A 14,392-nucleotide genomic window follows, 5' to 3' on the forward strand; every position below is an offset into this window, starting at 1 on the left:
ATTGATCCTGTCGACCCGACGTTTCCCGTCGGTTTCAGCCTGTGTCCGGACAGTAAAGCCTCACGACGCCGGGCGGCAAGGGGGGGACCCGGATACATCGGAAGACGGATGCCGCGACACCGCGTCTCACGTAGCGTGAAACGGTGTTCCGCCCTCTGCTCCCCGTTCAGCTGACGGTGGACGTCCTCTTCGCCGTCGTCTTCGGCCTCATCGCGCTCGGCTCCGAACTGGGCAGCGGCGTCGCCGAGGCCCCGGTCGCGAGCGCGCTCACCTGCGTCCTGATGGCGTCCGCTGTCGCGGTGCGGCGGCTCTCGCCCGGCCTGGCCCTCGGGGTCGCGTGGGCCGGGGCGGTCGTGCAGATGTCGTTCGGGCGCCCGCCGATCCTGGCCGATGTCGCCGTCTTCGCAGTGCTGTACGCCACGGCCGCCTACGGGTCGCGGCTGGTCTACTGGCTGGGCTTCGCGTCCTCCGTCGGCGGGGCGATCGTGATCACGGCCTATCTGTTCGCGATCCCGCAGTTCGCCGGCGGTCGGCTGACCCTGGCCAGCCTGCCGCTCGCGTTCGCGGTGCTCGTCGCCGCGGGCTTCGCCCTTCTGCTGTCCTGGACGATCGGCGCGCTCGTGCGCAGCTCGGCCCGCGCCCGTGCGAATCGCGCGGCGCAGGTGCAGGCCGAAGCGGACGCCGCCGCCGAGCACGAGCGCGCCCGCATCGCCCGGGACATGCACGATGTCGTCGCGCACTCGCTCGCGGTCGTGATCGCCCAGGCCGACGGTGCGCGCTACGCCGCAGGCACCGACCCGACCGCTGCGGCCGCGGCGCTCGGCACGATCTCCACGACCGCCCGCGCGGCGCTGGCCGACGTGCGGCTGCTGCTGACCCAGCTGCGTCATCAGCAGGGCGACGGCCCGCAGCCGACGCTCGCCGATCTCGAGGAACTGTACGCCCAGGTGCGCGCGGCCGGGGTGGAGCTGCTCATCGACATCGACCCCGCCCCCGCGGGCGAGCCGTCGGCGGCCGTGCAGCTCGCGCTGTACCGCATCCTCCAGGAGGCGCTGACGAACGCGCTGCGCCACGGGGGCGGCGGCGCTGTGCACGTGACGCTCTCGTGGCGCCCGGATGGGGTGGAGTTCGCGGTGCGCAACCCTATCGGCACCGCGGAGCCGGTCGGAGGAGCCGCCGGGCACGGGCTCATCGGCATGACCGAGCGGGCGGGCCTGGTCGGCGGCCGGGTCACCGCCGCCCGCGACGGGGAGGACTTCGTCGTGAGCGGGGTCCTGCCGATGGCGGTGACCGCGTGAGCGGCATCCGGGTCGTCCTGGTCGATGATCAGGCGCTCTTCCGCGCCGGCATCCGCATGCTGATCGACTCCCAGCCCGACCTCGAGGTGGTGGGCGAGGCGGCTGACGGTGCCGAAGCGCTGAGCGTCGTGCGGGACGCGCGGCCCGATGTCGTCCTGATGGACATCCGGATGCCGGTCATGGACGGCCTGGCGGCGACGGCGGCGCTGCTCGCCGACCCCGACCCGCCGCGGATCGTCATGCTCACCACTTTCGACCTCGACGAAGCGGCCGCGCGCGCGATCCGGCAGGGCGCGAGCGGGTTCCTGCTGAAGGACGCCGAGCCGGAGTTCCTGCTGGCCGCGATCCGCACCGTGCACGCCGGGTCGGCGGTGATCGCCGCCGCGGCCACGCGCGACCTGTTCGCGCACTTCGGCGGCACGGCGCACCCCGTTCCGCCGGCGTACGCGGCACTGACCGAGCGCGAACGGGAGATCTTCGCGCTGGCCGCGCGGGGGCTCTCCAACGCCGAGATCGCCGGGCGGGAGTTCCTGTCCGAGGCGACGGTGAAGACGCACATCAGCCGCATCCTCGCCAAGCTTGCGCTCCGCGATCGGGTGCAGCTGGTCGTCTTCGCGTTCGAGCACGGTCTGACCTGAGGAGCGAACTACCCTCGGCATATGCGTCCCCCTTCCTCCCGGCGTCCGATCGCCCGCCTCGAGCGCGCCCGCACGATGCCGCGGTGGGTGCGCGGGCTCGATGCGGCGGCCGCGCGGCGCATCAACCGCCGCGCAGCGCCGGACGCGCTGCTCACGGGGCTGAGTCGCGCCGCGGACGGCGGCCTGATCTGGGCGGCGATCGCCGCCACGATGGTCGTCTTCGGCGCGCACCGGGCGGCGCTGCGCGGCGTCGGATCCATGCTCGTCGCGGGCGTCGTCTCGGACGTCGTGGTCAAGCGCTTCTTCGACGGCCCCCGACCGGGGTGGGATGCCGTGCCCCACGCGCGGCGCCTGCGGGCCTACCCGCGCACGACGTCGTTCCCGTCCGGGCACTCCGCGAGTGCCGCGGGCTTCGCGGCCGGTGTGGCGTGGGAGTCTCCGGCCGCGGGCGCCGCCCTCGCCCCGCTGGCGGCGGGCGTCGCGTACTCGCGCCTGCACGTGGGGGCGCACTGGCTCTCGGACGTCGTCGCCGGCGTCGCGATCGGTGCCGTCGTCGCGAGCGTCGGACGCCTGGTCGTCCCCGCTCGGCGGCGGTCGTCGCCGCCCGAACCCGAGGTCGCCCAGGTGATCGAGCGGATCGACCTCCCGGCGTCGGCGGACGGTGCGGGGGTGCTGATCGTGATGAACAGCGGAGCGGGGACATCGGTCATCCACCTCGACCCGCGTCCGGTGATCGCCGAGCGCCTGCCGAAGGCGCGCGTGCGCGAGCTCGAGGCGCACGAGGCGATGGCTGACATCGTGCGCGAGATCATGGCGGGCGAGCATCCGCCCGAGATCCTCGGCGTGTACGGCGGCGACGGGTCCGTCTCGCGCATGGCGCACCTCGCTCTGGAGTTCGACCGGCCGTTCCTCGCCCTTCCCGGCGGCACGTTCAACCACTTCGCGCGGACGGCGGGACTCGACTCGGTCGAACTCGCGCTGGACGCACTGGAAGCGGGAACCGGCATCGCGGCGAGCGTCGGGGAGCTGCGCGCCGGCGACCGCACGACCACCGTGCTCAATTCGGCATCCATCGGCGTCTATCCGGAGTTCGTCGCGGAGCGCACGAAGCGCAAGGCCCGGCTCGGCAAATGGGTGGGTGGCGTCGTCGCCGCGTGGCGGGGCCTGCGCGATGCGGAGCCGATCGAGATCTCGATCGGCGGCAAGCGGGCCCGGGTCTGGTCGGTCTTCGCGAGCATCGGGCGCAACACCCCGGGGCAGGTCGCGACGTTCCAGCGGCGGACGCTGTCGGACGACGTGCTCGACGTGCGCGTGCAGCACGCCCGCGGGTCACGGCTCCAGGCGGTGGCCGCCCTATCGTTCGGGGCGGCCAGCCGCGCGGTTCTGCGGGCGCTGCGCCTGCTTCCGCCCGCGTCGGACATCGAGCACATCACCGCGACCGAGATCACGATCTCGGTGCGCCCGAGCCCGGGCGATGCGCCGTTCTACGCGCACGACGGCGAGCTCCAGCGTCGCCCGGCGGTCGGGCCGGACGGTCGGTACGCGATGACGTGCCGGATCCTGCCGCGCGCGCTGCGCGTCTACGCGCCCGCGTCGACGCGGTGAAAGCCCGGGGCGAATCCGGGCCGCCACGCCTCCGGGAGGCCTGGAGAGGCTGATTCGGCTCCGCGCTTTCACGCCGGGGCGCGCAGCATCATCCTGGCGATGTACGCAGATGGCCCCCGCGACCGACGCGGCGCCGCCTGCCCGCTTCCTAGCGTCGAGGACATGAACCTCTCCTCCGCAGACCTCGGGCTCGCCGCCCGCGTGCACAACCTGACCAGGACCTACGGCGCGGGCGAAAGCGCCGTGCGTGCCCTGGATGACGTGAGCGTCGGGATCCGCCGCGGTCAGTTCACCGCGATCATGGGACCCTCCGGCTCGGGCAAGTCCACCCTCATGCACATCATGGCGGGCCTGGATGCGGCCACCTCCGGGCACGCGTGGGTCGGCGACACCGACATCACGGCGCTGTCCGATCTCGAGCTGACGATCCTGCGCCGCCGGCGGGTGGGTTTCGTCTTCCAGGCGTTCAACCTCGTGCCGACCTTGGACGCGCACGCGAACATCCTCCTGCCCTTCGACCTCGACGGACGCCGACCGAGCGCGCTCGAACGTGCCCGCATCGACGCGCTGATCGAGACCCTCGGGCTCGCCTCGCGTCTGGGTCACCGTCCGCACCAGCTGAGCGGCGGACAGCAGCAGCGCGTGGCGATCGCCCGCGCGCTCGCCACCGCCCCCGACCTCGTCTTCGCCGACGAGCCCACCGGCAACCTCGATTCGCGCAGCGGCCGCGAAGTGCTGCAGCTCCTGCAGACCGCCAGTCGCGACCACGGCCAATCGATCGCGATGGTCACTCACGATCCGATGGCGGCCGCGCACGCCGACCGGGTGATCTTCCTCGCGGACGGACGCGTGGTGGCCGACAAGCCGCGTCAGAGCGCCGAGGAGATCTCGGCGTACATGCTCGCGGCCGAGCTCGGCGCGCAGGCATCGGTCACGCAGGCGGTCCGCGCGTGAGCGCCCTGACCGCGGAGCGGCCGATCGTGGCGGGCCGCCGGGCAGCGGCATCCGCTCCGCCGGCCTGGTTGCGCGAGCGGGGGATGGGCGCGAGCATCCTCGTCGCGGCGATCTCGAGCGCGTTCGGTGTCGTGCTGATCAGCACCACGGACTACATCGCCGCGTTCCTGCGCGCCGACCCCTTCGTCGGCGACAGCGACACCCTCGCGTTCGTCCTGAGCTTCCTCACCGTCCTCCTCGTCGGCGTCGCCGTCTATGTCGCGGCGATCGTGACGGCCAACACGTTCGCGACGGTGATCGCCGGGCGCACCCGGCGCATCGCACTGCTCCGCCTCATCGGCGCATCCGCCCGTGGGCAGCGCGCCGAGGTGGCCCGGCAAGGCCTGATCGTCGGCGCGCTCGGCGCGATGCTGGGTCTGGTCGGCGGCACCGCGATCGCGGCGATCGGGCTCGGGGCCGCCGACGCCGCCTGGGGCCTGTCCGTGCCGGACTTCGCGCTCGTCCAGCCGGTTCTCCTCGTGCCGGCCGTGATCGTCGCGCTCACGACCTGGGCCGCAGCCTGGGCGGGCTCGCGCCGCGTCCTGGCCGTCACCCCGCTGCAGGCGCTCGGCGGCGCAGTCGAGGCCTCGCGTGAGCAGATCACCGCCCGCACGGGGCGCAATGTCGGCGCCGCGGTGCTCCTGGTTTCGGGCGCGGCCCTGCTCGCCGCGGGCGTTGCGATCGGACTGGTGATCCCGCTCGGCGTGATCGTGGCGTTCGTCGGCGGCATCCTGTCCTTCACGGGTCTCGCGCTCGGCGCGACCCTGGTCATGCCGCCCGTGCTCCGCCTGGTCGGCCGTCTGTTCGGACGCTCGGCGACCGCAAGACTGGCAGCCGAGAACGCGCTGCGCTACCCGGAGCGCTCGTCGCGCATGGCGATCGGCGTCGTGATGGGGGTCACCCTCGTGACGATGTTCGCCGTCGCGATCGAGTCGGTGAAGGTGCTCCTGACACGGGCGGGTGGAGGCTCGCTGCCGGTCGAGCTGGCGAGCGTGCTCGACTCGTTCTCGGCGATCATGATGGGGCTCGTCGCGGTCTCGGCCGTGATCGCCGGGGTCGGACTGGTGAATCTGCTCACGATCGGGGTCGTGCAGCGACGCCGCGAGCTCGGCCTGCTGCGCGCGCTCGGGGTCTCGAACGCGCAGGTGCGGCGCATGGTGCTGCTCGAGGCCGCCCACGTCACGATCGCAGCTCTGGGCACCGGGCTCGTGCTCGGGATCGCATACGGGTGGGCAGGCGCCCAGTCGCTGCTCGGGTCGGTCCGGGTCGATCCGGACCAGACGACGTCGATGACCCTGGTCTGGCCGGCGGTTCCGCCGGGGCCGCTGGTCGCGGTCGTGGCCGCGACCACCGTGCTGACCCTGGTCGCGGCGGTCGTCCCCACGCGCCTGGCGACCCGGGTCGCGCCGGTGGAGGCTCTCGCGGAGTGACGCTCAGCCCGCGACGGGCGCCGGGTCGGGTTCCGGATCGTGCGCCCACGTCGGGGCCATCGCGGCGATCCGGGCACCCCGCCACTGCCACGTCGCCCACAGCATGGGCCAGAGGGCGAGGGCGGTCGGTCCGCCGATCGTGAGGCGGTCGCGCCACAGGGTCTTCGTCGGGTCGCCGGGGGCGGCGGAGATCGCCATCTGGTGATCCCAGACATCCAGGCTCGCGAGGGGACCGGTGAGGGGGATCCCGCTGTCGCGGAAGATCCGCACCGGTCCGTTCGCGTCCTGCACGGTGCGCTCGCTCACGTGGATGAGCTGCCGCCCGACCGGGAGGAGACCGGCGACAGAGAGCTGCACCGGGGCATCCGTGCCCGACTCCCACGCGGTGGGCAGGCCCGCGGGATCGAGCGGCGACAGCTGCATGAGGGGTCCGTACAGCTCGGCGACGGCGCGGGGGGAGTGCACCGCGCGCCAGGCGGCATCCGCGTCGCAGTCGATCACGAGCTTCAGGAGGATGCGCATCGTCCCAGTCTCGCACCCGCTCGGCCCGCCGTACGCTGGAGCGGTGTCTCCGTTCGACCAGTCCACGTATCAGGTGCGGATGGAGTGGGGTGTCGCGGGCCTGAACCGCCTCGCCTCGGCCGACATCGTCGTGGTCGTCGATGTGCTCCGCTTCAGCTCCACCGTGATCGCCGCGCTCGAGCGGGGCGGGTCATACCCGCTGGATGCCGCCGCCCATGCCGTCTCGGCGAACGGCGCCGCCGTCGCCGAGACCGCCGGCGCGGGTGACGCGGTCGTCCTGCTCGGCGGCCTCCGCAACGCCACCGCCGTCGCGCGCGCGGTGCTCGCCGAGCAGCAGCGCCGCGGCGCGCGAACGAGCGTCGCCGTGATCGCGGCGGGCGAGCAGGCGGATGCCGGGCTCCGCTTCGCGGTCGAAGACCAGCTCGGCGCCGGTGCGGTCATCGCCGCGCTCGGCGCACTCGGGATCGATCACACTTCTCCCGACGCCGCGGTGGCGGCCGAAGCGGACCGCGCCCTCGGGCGTGCGAGCACGCATCTGCTGACCGCGAGCGGGTCGGGGCTCGAGCTCATCGCTCAGGGCAGGCGGGACGAGGTGCTCGCCGCGGCCGCGAGGGATGCGGCATCCGTCGTCCCCGTGCTGAGGGGCGGGCTCTTCGTCGCGTTCTGAACGGCGGGCGCCGCGTTCGGCGGGCCGCTCAGCGCGGGGTCATCGCGGCGAGCCGGGTCGCCGGGCTGATCTCGCGTCGGACCCACGTGAAGACGAACCTGTCGTCGAAGCGCGGCGCGCATTTCGCGCACGACGTCGGTCGGGTCACCCGCCGGTGACGGTACGCGAGGTGGCCCGCCGGACACACGCCGACCCACGGCGCGAGCTCGGTCGCCGTCTCGCCGTGATGCGTCGTGCCGCCGACGTAGCCGAGGTCACGGGCGATCTTCTTCCACCGGGCGCCGTGGCCCGCGGTCGGACCGGCGAGCGCGTGGGCGACCTCGTGCAGCAGCGTCTGGTGGTTCGTGTCGTCGTCGTAGCGTGCCGTGAGGTAGCGCGAGACCGTGATGCGCTTGTGTGTGAAGTCGCACTGGCCGGCGCGGCGCTTGGCGTTGTCGAACCCGAACGACCAGGAGCCGTCGAGGTGGGAGGCGATCAGCGCGTCAGCCCAGACGCGCACACGGTGAAGATCCGACATGCGGGGAGACTAGAACATCCCTACGACACGGATCTCAGCTGGCCACGACCGCGCCGGCACGGCGGCGGTCCGCGGCGTCGATCGCGAGCAGGGTCGCCTCGAGCTGGTCGTCCGTCGCGCCGGACTCCTGACGCAGGAACAGCGCCTGCTTGAAGTCCGCGCGGGCCGAGACGAAGTCCTCGCTGTCGTAGAAGACCTTGCCGCGATGCTGCAGCGCGAACGCGGCGATCGCATTCCAGCCCTGCCCCTCGGCCTCGTACGCGCACGAGGTGAGCTCCTGCTCGGCGGCGGCGTACGCGCCGCGGAAGTGCAGGACCGACGCGTGCAGGATGCGGGCCCGGAGCAGATCCTTGCGCGTGCCGGCCATCCGGGCGACCCGCACCGACTGCTCGGACAGCACGAGGGAGTCCTCCAGGCGACCGAGCACCTTCAGCAGCCACACCCGCTCGAGCAGGGCCGGCAGCGAGCGCTGCTCGCCGATCTCGTCGAGGCGCTCGGCGCAGGCCCGAGGGTCGACCTGCTCACGCAGCGTGATCGGGTCATACCCGAGGATGTAGCTCACTGTCGACTCCTCTCCGCGCGATGCGATTCGCCTCTCCAGTGTGCCCCGGGGCGCGATCAGCCCTCGGCGGACGCGCCGCGGTCGCGCGGGAAGTCAGCGACCTCTTTCGAAGACGGATGCCGCGGGCCGCGGCGACGGCGTGGAATCGGCATCCGTCGCCACGCGCGCCCCGCGCGCGAACTCCTCGAGCTCGCGCCCTTCGGCCACTTTCGCCGGATGCGGCCCCGCCGCCATCAGGCGCGGCAGCCAGGCCGAGGGCAAGGGCGCGGGGGAGGCGGCGATCACCAGGTTGCCGAACCGGCGGCCCTTGAGCACCTGCACCTCGGCGAGGACGATCACGTGCGCGAACACCGCCTGGACGGTCGCGACCTGGCGCCGTGCGAACGCGAGTCCCGCGCCGTCGGCGACGTTGACCAGCAGCACGCCCTCGGGCGCGAGGAGTCCCGCGGCGGCCGCGTAGAACTCGCGTGTGGTCAGGTGCGCCGGTGTCTGCGAGCCCGCGTACACGTCCGACACGAGCAGGTCGACCTGTCCGGTCAGCGCCGCGGGCAGGCGCCGGAGGCCCTCGCGGGCGTCGCCGATGCGGACCCGGATCGCGGCGCCCTTCGGCAGCGGCAGCTCGCTGCGCACGAGGTCCACGAGGGCCGGCTCGAGCTCGATGACCTGCTGGCGCGAGCCCGGCCGGGTGGCGTCGACGTAGCGGGGGAGGGTCAGCGCGCCGGCGCCGAGGTGCACGGCGGTCAGCGGCTGGCGCGGCATCCGCAGCAGGTCGATCACGGCGCCCATCCGGGCGACGTACTCGAAGTGCAGGTGGGTCGGGTCGTCGAGGTCGACGTGGGACTGCGGGGTGCCGTCGACCTGCAGCTCCCATCCGCCCGCGTACTCGGAGCGCCTGACCTCCGCGAGGGTGCCGTCGGACAGCCGCGCGGATGCGGGCGTGTCCTCGAAGCGGGCGCGGGCCATGGGTCCACGCTATCCGGCCGGCTGGCAGGCCCCGGTCGGTAGCGTGGACGCATGGGTGCGATCGACCTCAACGCAGACCTCGGCGAGACCGTCGACGGCGTGCCCACGGCCGACGACGAAGCGATGTTCGCGGTGATCTCGAGCGCGAGCATCGCGTGCGGCGGACATGCGGGGGATGCCGTGTCCCTGCGCACCGCCGTGGACCGGGCGGCCCGGCACGGGGTGGCCGTCGGGGCGCACCCGTCGTACCCGGACCGAGCCGGATTCGGTCGCCTGCCGATGGCGATGCCCGACGACGACCTGACCGCGAGCATCACGGCGCAGCTCGAGGCGCTGATCGCCGCGGGCGGTGACGTCCGCTACGTCAAGCCGCACGGCGCGCTGTACCACGCCGTCTCGGCCGACCCCGCGGTGGCCGCAGCGGTCGTGCGCGCCGTCGCCGCCCTCTCCGACCGGCTCGGACGCGCGGTGCCGCTCCTCGGGCTCGGCGGTGCGGGAGAGCGGTCCGCCCGCGCCGCCGGCATCGGCTTCGTCGCGGAGGCGTTCCTGGACCGGGGCTACCTCCCCGACGGCACCCTCGTGCCCCGGGGGTCGGCGGGGGCGCTGCTCGCCGACCCCGACCTCGTCGCGCGCCGGGCGGTGCGCCTGGTGACCGAGGGCGTGGTGCAGGCGACCGACGGCACGACGGTGCCGGCGGAGGCGGCATCCCTGTGCCTGCACGGCGACTCGCCCTCGGCCGTCGCGATGGCGCGGGCGGTGCGCGCCGCGCTGGATGATGCCGGCATCGCGGTGAAGGCGCCGTGGTGAGCACGCGGATCCTCCCGCTCGGTCAGCGCGCCCTGCTGGCAGAAGTGCCCGATCTCGCGGACGTCCTCGCGCTGCACGCGCGCCTCGAGGCCTCCCGGCCGGCAGGGGTCATCGATCTCGTGCCGGCGGCGCGGACCGTGATGGTGCGGGTCGACCCGCGCGTTCTGCTCCTGTCGGCGGCGCGCGCGTGGATCGAGGCGGCGTCGACGGATGCCGCTCCCCTTCTCGCCGCGGACACCCGCGAGGTCGAGATCGGCGTGCGGTACGGCGGCGCGGATCTCGCCGAGACCGCTCAGCTGCTCGGTGTCTCCGCGGACGAGCTCGTCGCCCGGCACACCGCCGCACGCTGGACGGTCGCGTTCACCGGCTTCGCGCCGGGGTTCGGCTATCTGGTGAGCCCGGACTGGCCGTTCGACGTCCCGCGCCTGGCCGCGCCACGCACCCGGGTCCCGGCGGGCGCGGTGGGCCTGGCCGGGGAGTTCACGGGTGCGTATCCCCGCGCGACTCCCGGCGGCTGGCGACTGATCGGGACGACGGATGCCGCGCTGTTCGATCCGGATGCGGCATCCCCCGCCCTGCTCGCCCCCGGAACCCGCGTGCGCTTCCGCCCCGCCCGCCCCCGCCCAGACGCTGAGACGACTTCTGCACGTCGAGACCATGGTGTTCACCCACCGTCTCGACGTGCAGAAGTCGTCTCACGGTCTGGAGGGATCGAGGTCGTGGAGCCGGGGCTGCTCGCCACGGTGCAGGACCTCGGACGCGGGGGAGCCGCGGCGCTCGGGGTCGCGCGGTCCGGAGCGCTGGACCGGGGCTCCGCCCGCACGGCGAACCGGCTCGTCGGCAACCCCGAGTCCGCCGCCGTCATCGAGGTCACGATGGGCGGATTCCGTGCGGTCGCCCGCCGCGACCTGTGGTTCGCGGTGGCCGGAGCGTGGGGACCGATCCGCCTCGCCGGGCACGAGCTCGACCCCTACGAAGCGCACGCGTGGCCGGCCGGCGAGGAGCTTCACCTGGACTGGTTCGCGCACGGCGCGCGCGGCTACCTCGCCGTCCGCGGAGGCATTCGGGGCCCGAAGGCCCTCGGCTCGCACGCGACCGACGTCCTGTCCGGCCTCGGCCCGCCGCGCCTGGACGCCGGCGCCGTGCTCGAGGTCGGTGCGACCCCGGACGCCCCGATACCCGTCGCGGACCTCGCCCCGTGGGGCGCCCCGCACGATGACGAGCTCGAGATCGAGCTCGCCCCCGGCCCGCGGGCCGAGTGGTTCACGGCATCCGCCCGCGATGCGCTCTTCGAGGCGGTGTGGACGGTCACGAACGACGCCGACCGCGTCGGCATGCGCCTGGACGGACCCGAACTGCAGCGCGAACGCGCCGGCGAGCTGCCGAGCGAGGCGATGGTGGCCGGCGCTCTCCAGGTGCCGCCGAGCGGGCGTCCCACGATCCTGCTCGCCGATGGTCCGGTCACCGGTGGCTACCCCGTGATCGCCGTGGCGACGGATGCCGCGCTCGACCTGCTCGCCCAGGCGAGGCCCGGCACGCGCATCCGCTTCCGCCACGCGCGGCAGGTCTGACCGGAGCCGGTGCCTCACCAGTGCGCGACGGCATGCGCCACGGAGGCATCGGCGTCGGGCAGCGCGAGGGCGACCGCCTCGGCCACACTCAGCTCGGCGCCCGTGCGCTCGCCGTCCGCGACGGCGTCCGGCTGGGCCCGCCGGACGGCGTCCAGCGAGATCTCGTGCACGGTGAAGGCCTCGACGTCGAACACCCCGATCCGGTGGCGGATCGCCGCGGCCGCCGCCGAGAGCGCCCCCGCGCGGTGCGCGTCGCCGTGGGCCGCGGCGATCGCGCACATGCCCTCCAGCCCGTACGCGACGCCCTCGTCGTGGTGCAGCGTGATCGAATCCACGAGCGTCCGGCGGAAGAAGTCCTCCGCCTCGGAGGTCTTGCCGCCCACGAGCAGAAGCCGGCCGATCTGGTTGCCGGCGACCGAGCGGGTGAACAGGTCGCCGCCGGACTCGGCGACTTCGCTGGCCCGGCGGAAGTGCGCCAGGGCCGCCTCCGGCTCGCCGCGCAGCCACGCCACCCGGCCGAGGGAGACCCGGGTGATCGCCTCGCCCCAGCCGTTGCCCAGGCGATGCAGGCGCTCGACGGCATCGTCCAGCTCCCGCGACGCGGTCTCGATGTCCGGTCGAGGCAGTTGCACACGCGCGGTCGCCCGCGCGGCCAGCGCCATGGCCGCAGCATCCTCGTCGCCGCTCTCGGTGAACAGCCGCACGCACTCGGCGAGCCCGGCGACCACCTCTTCGGACGGGTGCTGCCACATCTCGCCCCACAGCGCGTAGAACCAGGCGACGGCGCGCGAATGCGGGCGGATCGGCTGCTCCTTGCCGAGGAGTTCGAGCATCCACACGCGGACGCCGCCGAAGAGGCCCATGATCCACCAGTAGATGAGCAGGCTCCACGCGAAATCCGCCGCATCGTCCAGGCGATCGGTGTAGATGAGGTGGCGGACCGCGGCGCGCAGGTTCGCCAGCTCGATGCTCAGCGCGGCGAGGGTGCTCGCCTGGCTCGCGCTGCGCAGTTCGCCGGCATCCCGACGCACCAGCGCGGTGTAATAGTCGGCGTGTGCCGCCCGCATGTGATCGGCGTCACCGCGCTCCTTCAGCCGTCCGAGTGCGTACTCGCGGACGATCGCCAGGAGCGAGAGCACCGTCCGCCCGCCGACCTCGGTCTGTTTGACCAGCGAGCCGTCGATCAGTGCGGTCAGCCCGTCGATCGCGCGCCCGTCCCAGACCCTGCCCGACCCGAGGGCTTCGACCGCCTCGACCGAGAATCGTTCGGCGAACACGCTCAGGTCCTCCAGGAGTGCCCTGTCCTCGGCGCTGAGCAGGCTCACGCTCCAATCCAGCGTGGCCCGCATGGTGCGGTGGCGCTCCGGGAGGTCGCGCACCGCCGCAGTGAGGAGCGGCAGCGTGGTCCGCAGGCGCTCAGCGATGCCGACGGGGGTGAGCATGCGTACTTTCGCGGCGGCGAGCTCGATCGCCAGCGGAAGCCCCTCCAGGCGTCGGCAGATGTCCATGACGGCGCCGGCGTTCTCCTCCGTCAGTGCGAAGGAGGGCTTCGCGGCCTGCGCGCGGTCCACGAACAGATCCACCGCCGCCGATCCAGCGGCCCGGTCCAGAGTGCCGGGCGCTTCTCGGGCGGGGACGGAGAGCGGTCGGACGTCGTAGACCTGCTCGCCGCGAATCCTCAGCACGACCCGGCTCGTGACCAGGAAGGTCGCACTCGGCGCCACGGTGTAGAGCCGCACCAGAACGGGAGCGGCATCCACGATCTGCTCGAAGTTGTCGAGGACGAGCAGCACGTCGCGGTCCTCGAGGGCGCGCGAGATGCGCTCTTCGAGCACGGCTTCGCCGTTGTCGCGGATGCCGAGCGTGTAGGCGATCGTCGGCAGCAGCAATCCGGGCTCGAGCACGTTCTCCAGGGCCACGAAGTACGTGCCGTCCGGGAACAGGCGGCGCGCCGCGATCGCCGACTCGATCGCCAGGCGGCTCTTGCCGATGCCGCCCGGGCCGATGAGGCTGATCACGCGGTGCTCGCCGCGCTGGAGCAGCCCGCACAGATCGGCGATGTCCCGCTCCCGCCCGATCGTGGTCGAATAAGGAACCGGAACACGGGCGATCAGCGACGAGGTCGCGTCCTCCTCCGCCGTGACGTCGCGCGACTCGTCGAACCGCTCGGCGAGCAGCGTCGCCAGGTCAGCCGCGACCTGCTCGCCCAGCTGCGCGGGGTCCTCGAACGGGAGGTACGCGGCAGTGTCGTCCTCCTGGATGCGGTGGATGAGCTCCTGGAGGCGTTCGTCGCGTGTGTGCGTGCTCTTGACATAGATGAGCTTGGGCATCGCACGCGGAGCCAACCGGTACTCGTCCTCCAGTCCCGAGATCTCCTCGCCCGGCGCGACCCAGCCGTAGCTGTCGCCGTAGATGCCCACGAAGACGTCGCTCTGCGCGAGGTAGGAGCGGTACAGCTCGCGAGGAGGGTGCGGGCGGGCGCCGAGCTCGAACATGACCGGCGCGAGATGCATGCCCTCCACCGCGGAGCGCACGCTTCTGCGCTCCTCGGCCATCTCTCGCAGCGTCGAGGAGACGAACACGCGCAGGCGCTGATCGGGCGTGCGGATAGGCCCGGAACGCGCGTCGGGTACAGCCCCCATCCGCCCATTGTGGGCAGTGCGGACCTCCGCCGTAAAGAGTCCGACGGATGCCGACCGACCGCGGGGCGCGCGGTTATACCGCACGATTCAGAACTTTTCAAGAACCCGGCTGGACACGGCGTGCCACGACGCGTATAGTTGTTCCTTGCGCTCTTGGATTCCCCCTGCCCTCATATG

13 protein-coding genes are annotated in these 14,392 nt (G+C 73.2%); 8 read left to right on the forward strand and 5 right to left on the reverse strand.

Translation table 11 applies throughout. From position 1 onward, the window contains the following. Positions 1-143 precede the first annotated feature (143 nt). The 5 genes from ABD197_RS03630 (at position 144) to ABD197_RS03650 (ending at position 5,964) form a co-directional block, all read left to right on the forward strand. Positions 144-1,298, forward strand: coding sequence for a sensor histidine kinase (locus ABD197_RS03630; RefSeq protein WP_344051694.1), 1,155 nt, complete (start codon positions 144-146; stop codon positions 1,296-1,298). Then, on the forward strand, positions 1,295-1,936 hold the full coding sequence (locus tag ABD197_RS03635) for a response regulator (RefSeq protein ID WP_344051696.1): 642 nt from the start codon (positions 1,295-1,297) through the stop codon (positions 1,934-1,936). Before ABD197_RS03630 ends, ABD197_RS03635 begins: the two co-directional genes overlap by 4 nt. Before the next feature lie 21 nt (positions 1,937-1,957). Continuing rightward, the gene (locus ABD197_RS03640; protein ID WP_344051697.1) at positions 1,958-3,541 is read left to right on the forward strand and encodes a bifunctional phosphatase PAP2/diacylglycerol kinase family protein; all 1,584 of its coding nucleotides are present in this window, start codon (positions 1,958-1,960) and stop codon (positions 3,539-3,541) included. A 162-nt stretch (positions 3,542-3,703) separates the two neighbouring features. Further along, positions 3,704-4,495, forward strand: a complete 792-nt coding sequence (locus ABD197_RS03645) for an ABC transporter ATP-binding protein (protein WP_344051699.1) — start codon at positions 3,704-3,706, stop codon at positions 4,493-4,495. Further along, the gene (locus tag ABD197_RS03650) at positions 4,492-5,964 is read left to right on the forward strand and encodes an ABC transporter permease (RefSeq protein WP_344051701.1); all 1,473 of its coding nucleotides are present in this window, start codon (positions 4,492-4,494) and stop codon (positions 5,962-5,964) included. The genes ABD197_RS03645 and ABD197_RS03650 overlap by 4 nt, the downstream gene beginning before the upstream one ends. 3 nt (positions 5,965-5,967) lie before the next feature. On the opposite strand, the gene ABD197_RS03655 is transcribed toward ABD197_RS03650, so the two are convergent. After that, complete coding sequence (locus ABD197_RS03655; RefSeq protein ID WP_344051703.1) at positions 5,968-6,486, reverse strand: hypothetical protein; 519 nt, start codon at positions 6,484-6,486, stop codon at positions 5,968-5,970. A gap of 79 nt (positions 6,487-6,565) precedes the next feature. Here ABD197_RS03655 and ABD197_RS03660 point away from each other — a divergent pair, with 79 nt between their 5' ends. Then, a complete protein-coding gene (locus ABD197_RS03660; RefSeq protein ID WP_344055784.1) occupies positions 6,566-7,153 on the forward strand; it encodes a 2-phosphosulfolactate phosphatase in 588 nt (195 codons plus the stop codon). Positions 7,154-7,181: 28 nt separating this feature from the next. Here ABD197_RS03660 and ABD197_RS03665 read toward each other — a convergent pair whose 3' ends face one another. The 3 genes from ABD197_RS03665 to ABD197_RS03675 all read right to left on the reverse strand — a co-directional run bounded on the left by ABD197_RS03665 (position 7,182) and on the right by ABD197_RS03675 (position 9,195). Continuing rightward, positions 7,182-7,670, reverse strand: coding sequence for a SprT-like domain-containing protein (locus ABD197_RS03665; protein WP_344051705.1), 489 nt, complete (start codon positions 7,668-7,670; stop codon positions 7,182-7,184). 34 nt (positions 7,671-7,704) lie between these two features. Continuing rightward, complete coding sequence (locus ABD197_RS03670; protein WP_344051707.1) at positions 7,705-8,232, reverse strand: hypothetical protein; 528 nt, start codon at positions 8,230-8,232, stop codon at positions 7,705-7,707. A 93-nt stretch (positions 8,233-8,325) separates the two neighbouring features. Beyond that, entirely contained in the window at positions 8,326-9,195 is an 870-nt protein-coding gene (locus tag ABD197_RS03675) for a spermidine synthase (RefSeq protein ID WP_344051709.1), read from the reverse strand. Positions 9,196-9,246: 51 nt separating this feature from the next. Here ABD197_RS03675 and ABD197_RS03680 point away from each other — a divergent pair, with 51 nt between their 5' ends. Further along, entirely contained in the window at positions 9,247-10,002 is a 756-nt protein-coding gene (locus ABD197_RS03680; RefSeq protein WP_344051711.1) for a 5-oxoprolinase subunit PxpA, read from the forward strand. After that, on the forward strand, positions 9,999-11,573 hold the full coding sequence (locus ABD197_RS03685; RefSeq protein ID WP_344051715.1) for a 5-oxoprolinase subunit B/C family protein: 1,575 nt from the start codon (positions 9,999-10,001) through the stop codon (positions 11,571-11,573). Before ABD197_RS03680 ends, ABD197_RS03685 begins: the two co-directional genes overlap by 4 nt. A 14-nt stretch (positions 11,574-11,587) precedes the next feature. Here the strand turns inward: ABD197_RS03685 and ABD197_RS03690 are convergent, their stop codons facing one another. Beyond that, a complete protein-coding gene (locus ABD197_RS03690; RefSeq protein ID WP_344051717.1) occupies positions 11,588-14,215 on the reverse strand; it encodes an ATP-binding protein in 2,628 nt (875 codons plus the stop codon). Positions 14,216-14,392: the final 177 nt, after the last annotated feature.

Source organism: Microbacterium lacus (genome assembly GCF_039531105.1).
Classification (GTDB): domain Bacteria; phylum Actinomycetota; class Actinomycetes; order Actinomycetales; family Microbacteriaceae; genus Microbacterium; species Microbacterium lacus.